The following is a 10,836-nucleotide window of genomic DNA, read 5'->3' as shown; positions in this document are numbered from 1 at the left end:
AGAGTAAGTACTGGCAGTATAACTCGCGAGTTGTTGTCATCTCAAAAATTAACCATTTTTATCTGTCTGCGAAAGTCCTATATAACACAGAAACTGTCAAAATTGAAGCGGGTTTCGTGCACAGTTTTGTCCTGTTGGTGCAAGGCCTTCGAAAAGCGTAAATGTTCACCTTGCTTTAGGGCGTTATATAGGGTAACCCAATAGGATATGTTAACACCTCAACTTAAGACTTTTTACCGGTTAGAAGGCGCGTTTATGGATGAAGAAGAAGAAAGTCTCTCCCTGAGTTATGTCTTGTTAATGGAAGACGGCAATGGACAAGAGTTATTTCTAAATGAAGAGAAGAAATTGACACGGTTAACTGAAGATCCTACCGCTAGGCCATTTCAGGTGGTCACTATATTCCAGGTATATGGACAATTGAATGCACTGCGTCGAGCGTACCCCAGTGTCTGTCGGTTTTTCGCGCTGGAGTACGCTGAGTTTGAAACCAGACGATCGAATTCACCCGCTATTTGATGCGTATTAAGACCAATTAGCTTCATGCGAATAGCTTCATTTGAAATCTGATAAAGTCTGATCGAAACACATTAATGAGCTTTCATTCTATATTGACTATCCTATATACTCAGGATTTGGAGAATTCGCTGCCACAGACCACCCAATTCCGTTGCCAATTGACCACTCCGAACACTACGGGGGGAAGAAGATAACTCGCTGATGAAAAGAAGAATAGGGTGGTTAATCTGTCCCGAAATCACCTGGTCAGCTGCTGGCAGAATCAGGTGGTCAATTTCACCGGGAATACCAAGGATTTAATAGGCCTGAACCCAATTAAATCGGAGGTTTTCGTGAACGGTTTCCGTTTATACTTGTGGCGAATATAAATCATTCACTGATAGTAAATTAGATAGCTATTTGGTGTAATTATTTATCCTTTAAATGAACGAAAATGGGCATGACCCCTCCCGAAATCATTCGCTTGTGCAAGCACCCGTGACTATCTAGGACAAGCCAGTGGTAAGAATACCCAGGAAGTGTAATGCACACTACGCCTTCCACGTAAATCAGGATAAATTTCCGATGCATCGATAACCAATTTCAGAAACCCGGCGGGAGTCAATGCCTTCGTCTTGGTTAACAGCAAGCCGAAGGCGTGTTCGTCATCAATTCTATATTCTTGATCTTTTCGTCACGTTTACCGTATACACTGTACATATATTCCTATGTACCATCACTCATTTTTAAGCGAGAGAAGGCCGAGTGTTGCGTAAAAAAGCTAGCTTTGTTCCAGTCCGTTACTCAACTAACCCATAAACAACGAGCGATGCCTCTAGACTACCCGTCACAGCAGACGACGTAACCTGGGCTTGCTGAACGGGTATGACTCTATCCAGACCGTCTGTTAGGCGTGTTCTAGTCTGTTTGATGAGCCTGCTGGCCTCATCGGGCGGGCTGTGGGCGCAGTCGTTTCAACTACCCCAGCCTCAGGCCATTACCGATCGTCAGGGATTACCCCAGGCTTTTGTGCCGTCTATTGTGCAGGATAAACAGGGTTTCATTTGGGCCGCCACCCGTGATGGCCTCTGTCGGTACGATGGCCAGCGATTTAAGGTCTTTCAACCCGACCCCGACGGGCGTCCCTCGCTCTCCTTTGCCGGACTCACCCAACTTAAACTAGATCGGCACGGGCGCATCTGGATCGTTTCCGAGCGGGGGGATATCGATGTCTTCGACCCGAGCACAGAAACATTCACCAATGTCTCGCAGCAAGCCACTTTCCGCCAACTGGTAAAACGTGGTACCACGTATAGTATATACATCGATCGGCTGGACCGGCTCTGGTTGATGGATTTTGGCGGTGGCCTCTTTTGCTGGGATGTAGCCAAGAAAGAAGGCCACTGGTTTCAGCACCAACCCCGGCAAGCTTCGTCTATCAGCAGCAATGGCGTATTCGATATGCAGGAAGACGCTGATGGGACGATCTGGCTGGTGACGGACAGTGGGCTGGATCGCTTTGAGGAAGCCACCCAACGGTTTACCCACTGGCGACACCAGCTCGGCCAGGCCCAGTCACTGCCGAACAACAGAATCACTGCTGTTCGTCTCCGGCCGAACGGCGAACTCATACTCTTCTCGCACCACTATCTCACCCTGCTCCAGCCACGCACGGGCCAGTTGCGGGCTTATCCACTGCCTGTTACAAGCGATGGAGTAGGCTGGAATACGGCCATCGACCGGCAGGGAACGCTGTATTTCGGTCGGTCGAGCAGTCTGTTTCGGTTTACCGACCAGCAGGGTGTCCAGCTCATAGCCCACTGGAACCCGCCCAACGAGGAGTGCCGGAGTTTGCTCGTCGATCGAACCAATGTCTTATGGATGGGCACCAGCGGAGCGGGTATACGCACCTACGACCTGCAGCCGAGCCATTTTCAGAAATACCGGTACGTGCGTGAATTTTATCTGGACCTACTCACCCGCGATTCGCTGGGACTACCCCCTGTTTCGCCAGCGGTACTGGCCACCCTGCGGGGATCGAACACCTATACGTTTCGATCGACCTTCGATGCGGCAGGTCGTCTCTGGTTCAGCGTAGGCAGGCCGGATGTGTACCGGATGGATCGGAGAACCGGCCGGATCGAGCATTTCCCCTTACCCGTCCGCCTTATCACCGAAGGGAGTGTAATAGTTTCCTGCCCCCTGACGAGGGATCCCCAGGGCCATATCTGGGCGGTGTATGACTCAACGGCGTTCTGGTTCGATGAACAGACGCATCGCTGGAACCGGTTTCGCTACCCGATTACCACTAACCTATCCACGGGACCCATTACGGAACTGGTGGTCGATGAGCAGGAACTCTGGCTGGCCAGTCAGGTGGGGGGACTCTGGCGGCTCGACCGGCGGAATGGCGAGGTTCGGCAATTTGTCAACCGGCCCGGCGATGCCACCTCCTTGAGCAGCAATTCCTTGTACTGTCTGTCGGCCGATCCCGCCGACGCCAACCGGTTGTGGATCGGTACCTTTGGCAGTGGGCTGTGTCTGTTCGATAAGCAAACGGGGCGGTTTCGCCGGTTTACGCAGGCCAATGGACTGCCCAACAACGTAGTATACTCAGCCCTGCCCGACCGCTACGGGTATTTGTGGGTGGGTACCAATAAGGGGCTATGCCGAATGAACCGCCGGACGTTTACCACCCAGACCTTTACGCGGGATGACGGCATTATGGCTGATGAGTTTAACCGGAACCACTACGTTCAGTTCCCAGAGGGCAACATTCTCATGGGTGGTCTGGAAGGGTTCACCCTGTTCAATCCCCGGCAGATTGGTCAGGACACCTTTGAGCCAAGGGTTGAACTGACTCAGCTCCAGGTAAATAATCAACTCATTCAGCCCGATCTGCCAGCACCCGACGGCTCGGATACCACTACGTCCGCTAATCGATCGTTGCTCGATACGTTACCCATTCAGGCTACCGATCAGCTTATCCTTGCCCATAACCAGAATTATTTAACCGTTCAGTTTGCCGCCTTACAATTCAATCGACCGGCTAAGAACCGCTACCGCTACCGCCTGCAAGGTCTGGAAGACACCTGGAAGGAGACGACCCGGCCCGAGGCTATTTATACCAACCTGCCACCGGGCGATTACGCCCTGATGCTCAATGCGTCCAACACCTCAGGTCATTGGAGCCGCTACGTTCGTAAGTTGGCGATAACCATCCAGCCGCCCTTCTGGGCCACCTGGTGGGCCATTGCCCTCTATTTTCTGATTGGCTTGAGCCTGGCCTGGGGTTTACTCCAGGTTTACCTAAATCGAATCCGGCTCAAGCAGACCGTTCAGCTTCGCCAGCAGGAAGCCGACCAATTGCGAGCCGTCGATACGCTCAAGAACAACTTTTTTACCAATATCACCCACGAGTTTCGTACGCCACTTACGCTTATTCTTGGTCCCGCCGAACAGCTAAAGAGCCAACGTATCGAACCCAAAAACCGTCTACGTTTAGTACAAATCATCGAACAGAATGCGCATCAGCTGCTGGGCCTGATCAATCAACTGCTGGACCTGTCCAAGCTGGAGGCTAGCGTGATGCCCATTCACGAGTCGAGAGGAGACCTGACCGAATTTGTTCGTCACTGGTTGAATCCCTTAACCGACCAGGCCACCACCCAGGGGCTCAGCCTGACGTTTACCTCCGACGTAACTGGCGATTACTGGTTCGATGCTGAAAAGCTGGAACGTATCGTTTACAATCTGACGGCTAATGCCCTGAAATTTACCAAAGCGGGTACCATTAACGTAACGTTGACAGAAGCATCGGAGCGTATCCAACTAACCGTTGCCGATACGGGCGTTGGCATTCCGGCGGAGCACCTGCCTCATATCTTCGACCGCTATTATCAGGTTGGTGATACGCGGTTCCCCACCGGGTCATCCCGGCCGTCGCTCCGGCGCACCAGTTCAGTCGATGATACAAATTATACACCCGGAACGGGTATTGGTCTGGCGCTGGTGCAGGAACTGGTTCAGTTGCAGGGTGGACAGATTTCGGTCGAGAGCCAGCCAAACCAGGGTACTACGTTCGTGGTCGAGTTACCCTACAGGAAGGCTGAGGGGATGGATGTCCCTGCCGCCGATTCGCTGGACAGCGCCCCGCTGGATAGCTCCGAATCAGTTCCTTCGGCCGACTTACTCGTCGTAGAAGATAATGATGAACTGGCCCGCTTTATTATCGATAGTTTGCCCCATCACTACCGGGTTCGGCGGGCCGTTAACGGTCAGGATGGGCTTAAAAAAGCGCTGGAACAGCTACCTGATCTGATCCTCTCGGATGTGATGATGCCTCTGATGGACGGCTTTACCCTCTGCAACCAGTTGAAAACCGATCAGCGCACCAGCCATATTCCCATCATCCTGCTGACGGCCAAGTCGTCGGTGGAGAATCGGCTGGCGGGGCTCTCGCTGGGCGCCGATGACTACTTGACGAAGCCCTTTCAGATTACGGAACTGCAACTGCGGGTACGCAATCAGCTGGTTAGTAAACAGCGGCAGCGCGAGTGGGTGCAGGCCAGTCTGCGAAATCCTGACCCGGCTTCACCTCCGCCAATTCCCGAAACTGCCGACCCGTTTCTGGGTCGCTTGTACTCCCTGTTCGACGCCAACCTGAGCGATACCGGTTTTGGCCTGGATCAGCTGATGGACGAACTGGGCATGAGCCGGGCCACCCTGTTTCGCAAAGTTAAAGCACTGACCGGGCTAACGGCCCACGAACTGCTACGTAACTACCGGCTCAAAAAGGCTGCCCAACTCCTTCGGTCAGGGGCTTCGGTGGGTGAAGCTGCTTTTCAAGTGGGCTTTGAGAGCCCTTCCTACTTCAGTAAGTGTTTTCGGGAGCTGTATCAGGTAAGTCCCAGCGATTTTGTTGATCAAGGCTGATAAAACCGTCTTCTACCCTTGTTTTTGGGCAAAATTGAATCATTCGTTATCGAAATTGAATCATTTGTTATAGTCGCCAGAGGGCGTCCTCGTTACTTTTGGCCTGGTCCTGGAAGGACAAATGCCGGTTCTGCCCCGTCTATCTAATGGCGGCTGATGGTCTCCGTTACGCCTTCCGTCGGGGTCTTACTCAATCATTTAGTCTATTCCCATGAAACACACCTACTACCGGCTGGTGCTACTGCTGACCCTGTGGTTTCTGGTCCAGCTAGTCTCTGGCCAGCCTCTTACCCTGACTGGACTAAATCCGGTTCGCAATGCCCGGAACGCCCCCCGAACGACCAACGTGGGCCTGACCTTCAACCAATCGCTGAGCACCAATGCCGCCACGCTGGGGGGCGTGCGGTTGTTCAGCGCCCAAGGGGACGGCTTGCTACGTAACGGGCAGGGAGGCAGCGCTAGTGTGAGCAGCAATACACTCACCTTCAATCCGACAACCAACTTCAAACCGGGGGAGACAATATTTGTCACCAGCACGACGGCCATTCAGGGTACGGGTGGGGGACGGCTGAGCCGGGGTCAGATCCATCAGTTTACTACCGGGGTGGGCGGCACAGGCAAGGGCAACTTTACGGCACCCGCCACCAACTCCGGGGTGGGCGTGGAGGTCGGCGCTTTCGACGTGGCAGTTGGGGATTTGGATGGGGATGGCGATCTGGACCTGGTCTGTGCTAGTTCTTTTCGTTCCATCGTGAGTGTACGACTCAACAATGGGACGGGCAGCTTTACCACCCCGGCGGTCAACTCCACCCTTGCGGCAGGAGTTACTCCTCGTAATGTGGTGTTAGGCGATGTGGATGGGGATGGCGATCTGGACCTGCTCATCGCTAATTCGAATAGCAGCAACGTGAGTGTACGGCTCAACAACGGGTCAGCAAGCTTTACCCCACATCCTGCCAACCCTGAGGTGAGCGTGGGCGGTGGTGCCTGGGGCATGACGCTAGGGGATGTGGATGGGGACGGGGATCTGGACCTGCTCACCGCTAATACTAGCGGCACTACGGTGAGTGTGCGGCTCAACAATGGATCAGGTATCTTCACCCCACACCCTACTAGCCCCGAAGTGGGCGTGGGCGATAGTCCATACGGCGTGACGCTGGGCGATTTGGATGGGGATGGCGATCTGGACCTGGCGACCGCAAATAGTAACAGTAATAACGTAAGTATACGGCTCAACAATGGGGCGGGCAGTTTTACTCCGCCCACCCTCAACGCCGAGATTGGGGCGGGGGAGAATCCCTCCAAAATAGCGTTCGGGGATATCGATGGGGATGGCGATCTGGACATGGTCTTCACTAATTATAACAGCCGCACCGTGAGTGTACGGCTCAACAATGGGTCGGCAAGCTTTACCCCACATCCTACCAGCCCCGAGGTAGGCGTGGGCAGTTCTCCCTACGGCGTGGTGTTAGGGGATGTGGATGGGGATGGCGATCTGGACTTTGTGGCTGCTAATTCCTCATATGTGAGTGTGCGGCTTAACGACGGTTTAGGTGCTTTTACGGCGCCCGCCACCAACCCTAACCCCAACTTGGGTTTTAACCCCTGGAACGTGGCGTTGGGGGATTTAGATGGAGATGGTGATCTGGACTTTGTGGCACCTGATTATAACTCCGCTGCCGTGGGTGTGCGGCTCAACGGCCCCCTCCCCCCCTCACTTACTGACCTGTCGGCCAGCCCCAACCCCGTTTGTGTGGGTCAACCTCTCTCGGTGGTAGCCAGCGTGGGCAATCTCAGCGGTAGCTACAGTTATACGCTCTCAAACGGCAGCAACCCCATCAGCGGCTCCGCCACCACCTCCGCCTTTAGCCAGAGCCTGACGGCGGGTGGCTCGGGGGTGCAAACCTTCACCCTGACGGTCAGCAGTGGCGGACAAGTAACCACCGCCACCACCTCGGTAACGGTTACCCAATGCATTACCCTGACGGGCCTCAATCCGGTCCGCAATGCCCGCTCGGCACCCCGGACCACCAACGTGGCCCTGACCTTTAACCAGCCCGTTAGTTCGAACCCCACCAGCCTGAGCGGCTTGCGAGTGTTCAGCGCCCAGCGGGGCGGCCTGCTACGCAACGGGCAGGGAGGCAGTGCCAGTGTGAGCGGCAATACGCTCACCTTCAATCCAGGATCCGACTTTAAACCGGGAGAGACGGTGTTTGTCACCAGCACGACGGCTATCCAGAGTACGGGTGGGGCCCAGCTGAACCGGGGTCAGGTGTACGGGTTCACCACCGGGGTGGGGGGCAGCGGCCGGGGCAACTTCACCGCCCCGGCCATCAACCCAGAGCCTGGGGTAGGGAGTGGTGCCAGCAGCGTGGCGTTGGGAGATGTGGATGGAGATGGCGATCTGGACTTTGTGACGTCTAATTATGGTGACAACAACGTGAGTGTGCGGCTCAACGACGGGTTGGGCAACTACACAGCCCCGGCTACCAATCCTAACCCTAGGGTAGGCACTGTTCCCAGTAGCGTGGTGTTGGGGGATGTGGATGGGGACGGAGATCTGGACTTTGTGGCCGCTAATTCTGGCAGCACTACGGTGAGTGTGCGGCTCAACAATGGGGCGGGTAACTTTACACCACCAACCACCAACCCTGATCCCGCCGTAGGGGGTCGTCCCTTTAGTGTGGCGTTGGGCGATGTGGATGGAGATGGGGATCTGGACTTGGTAACGGTAAACGGTGCTGGCAACACGGTAAGTGTGCGGTTCAACAATGGGTCAGGCAACTTTACTCCCCCGGCAATCAACCCCGAGATCGTGGTAGGGAGTGGTGCCAGCAGCGTGGCGTTGGGGGATGTGGATGGAGACGGCGACCTGGACTTTGTGACGTCTAATTATGGTGACAACAACGTGAGTGTGCGGCTCAACGATGGGGTGGGCAACTTTACTCCCCCAGCTACCAACCCTAATCCTGCCGTTGACAATTCTCCCTGGAGCGTGGCCTTGGGGGATGTGGATGGAGACAGTGACCTGGACTTGTTAACGGCCAATTATTATAGCAATACGGTGAGTGTGCGGCTCAACAATGGGGCGGGTAACTTCACCCTCCCAGCTACCAACCCTAATCCCGTCGTGGGGGAGTATCCCTTTAGTGTGGCGTTGGGCGATGTGGACGGGGATGGCGATCTGGACTTGGTAACAGCAAACGGTGCTGGCAACACGGTAAGTGTACGGCTCAATAATGGGTCGGGCAACTTCACCCCCCCGGCCATCACCCCCGAGATTGTGGTAGGGGATTATCCTGAAACCGTGGTTGTTGGGGATGTGGATGGGGACGGAGATCTGGATTTCTTAGCTGCTAATGTTCGCAGTAATAGTGTGAGTGTGCGGCTCAACCTGTCCCTGCCTCCCACACTCACCGGCCTGTTAGCCAGTCCCAACCCCGTTTGTACGGGTCAACCCATCTCGGTGGTGGCCAGCGTGGGCAACCTCAGTGGCAGCTACAGCTACACACTTACCAACGGCAGTAACCCCATCAGCGGCTCCGCCACCACCTCCGCCTTTAGTCAGAGCCTGACGGCCACTGGCTCAGGGGTACAGGTCTTCACTCTGACGGTCAGCAGCGAGGGGCAGATCGCCACCGCCACCACCTCGGTAACGGTCAACGCGCGCCCCGCCCTGAGGATCGGAACGCCGACCGGCACTACGTTGACCTGCACCAATCCAGTGGTAAGTTTGTCGGCGGTGGGTACGGGAACGTACCGGTGGAGCACGGGAGCCACTACGTCCGCCATCTCGGTGAGTACGGCGGCTACGTATTCGCTGACCCTGACGGGTGCCAACGGTTGCTCCAGCACGGCCACGGCCAGTGTGAGTGCCGACCAGAATCCGCCCACCGTCAGCATTTCTCCCGCTAGCGCTACGTTAAGCTGTATTACGTCCTCGGTAAGTTTATCAGCCATAGGCGTCGGAACATATCGATGGAGCACGGGGGCCACTACCTCCTCTATTAGTGCGACGGCCGCCGGTCCCTATTCGGTGACGTTGACGGGTACTAACGGTTGCTTTAGCACGGCGACGCTCAGCGTTACCGCCGATCAGACGCCACCCACCGTCAGCATTTCTCCCCCTAGTGCTACGTTGAGTTGTACTACATCCTCGGTGAGTTTATCCGCCGTGGGCGAGGGAACGTATCGGTGGAGTACGGGGGCCACTACGTCCACCATCTCGGTGAGTGTAGCCGGTTCGTATTCGGTGACGCTGACGGGTACCAACGGTTGTTCGGCTTCCACCAGTGCTTCCGTAGGCTACCAGAATTGCGCACCGACCGTGGCTGCCGCTATCCCTGATCAAGCCGCTACGGTCGGTGATTCGTTTAGTTATACCATCCCCGTCACTACGTTCACCGATGCCGAAACCCCCAACAGCCTTAGCCTGTCGGTGATAGGCTTGCCGGCGGGGCTGAGTTTCGTGGCGCCCAACACTATCACAGGTGTGCCTTCTACCACCGTCGGCTCGCCCTTCAGGGTCACGGTCGTAGCCACCGACCCGGGTGGCTTGTCGGCCAGCACCACCTTCGTGCTGAGTGTGCAGCAACGTAGTTTCGCCATCACTGGAGTAACGATGCTGGACTGTAATCATGTGGGCTATTTCGAACGACGCATCAACTTCACCGTCAGCTTTGAAGCCACCAATGGCCAGCCCATCAGCCTGTCGGTGGTGAATGAAACCAGGACCATCGCCATCAATGAGCCGTATCAATTGAACGTGTTCACGGATAATCCGGTGATTGTTTTCAAAGCTCGTCAGCAAGGCACACCGGGCGAGGCTACCTTCAGCTACAACTGGCTGAGGGATTGCGCCAACGGCAACCCGAGAGTGGCCAATGCTATACCCCCTCAGTCAACTACGGTGGGGCAGGCGTTTAGCTACGTCATTCCGGCCAATACCTTCACCGATGCCGAAACGCCCAATAACCTGAGTCTGTCGGCGGTGGGCTTGCCGCCTGGTCTGAGTTTGGTGGCTCCGGCTACGATTGCGGGCACAGTTTCGGCCAGTGCCAGCGCTTTTTACGGGGTGACGGTAATTGCCACCGATCCGGCGGGAGGTTCGGTATCCACGCTGCTGCCGCTGAGTGTGGTCACACCAGGCGGTTGCGTGAGTATGTACAGTGTGAAGGCGGGTGATTGGAGTGATGGGAGCGTATGGTCGTGTGGTCGGGTACCCCTACTGAGTGATGCAGTGACCTTGAATCATGCGGTGAGTTTGCCAGCCAGTTACCAGGGGCAGGCTTTGCGGGTGATCTACGCTCAGAGCGGTCGCTTATTGATGGGAGCCGAAAGCCGGTTGCGATTAGGTGGCAACTAAGCCCAGCACAACGGGTAGGATAGCCAGAGCAGCTAAAG

At 55.6% G+C, this 10,836-nt stretch carries 3 protein-coding genes; all 3 read left to right on the top strand.

The window, feature by feature from the left end:
* Positions 1-207 precede the first annotated feature (207 nt).
* On the top strand, positions 208-519 hold the full coding sequence (locus IC229_RS32740; RefSeq protein WP_190892815.1) for a hypothetical protein: 312 nt from the start codon (positions 208-210) through the stop codon (positions 517-519).
* Positions 520-1,383: 864 nt separating this feature from the next.
* Positions 1,384-5,433: a hybrid sensor histidine kinase/response regulator transcription factor gene (locus tag IC229_RS32735; RefSeq protein WP_190892813.1), complete on the top strand. Its 4,050-nt coding sequence runs from the start codon at positions 1,384-1,386 to the stop codon at positions 5,431-5,433.
* Positions 5,434-5,644: 211 nt separating this feature from the next.
* Positions 5,645-10,798, top strand: a complete 5,154-nt coding sequence (locus IC229_RS32730) for an FG-GAP-like repeat-containing protein (RefSeq protein ID WP_190892811.1) — start codon at positions 5,645-5,647, stop codon at positions 10,796-10,798.
* Positions 10,799-10,836: the final 38 nt, after the last annotated feature.

Origin of the sequence: Spirosoma profusum, from assembly GCF_014699005.1 — a bacterium.
Lineage (GTDB): Bacteria > Bacteroidota > Bacteroidia > Cytophagales > Spirosomataceae > Spirosoma > Spirosoma profusum.
The sequence above is the reverse complement of the archived record's forward strand: the minus strand, read 5'-3'. Positions and strand labels throughout refer to the sequence as shown.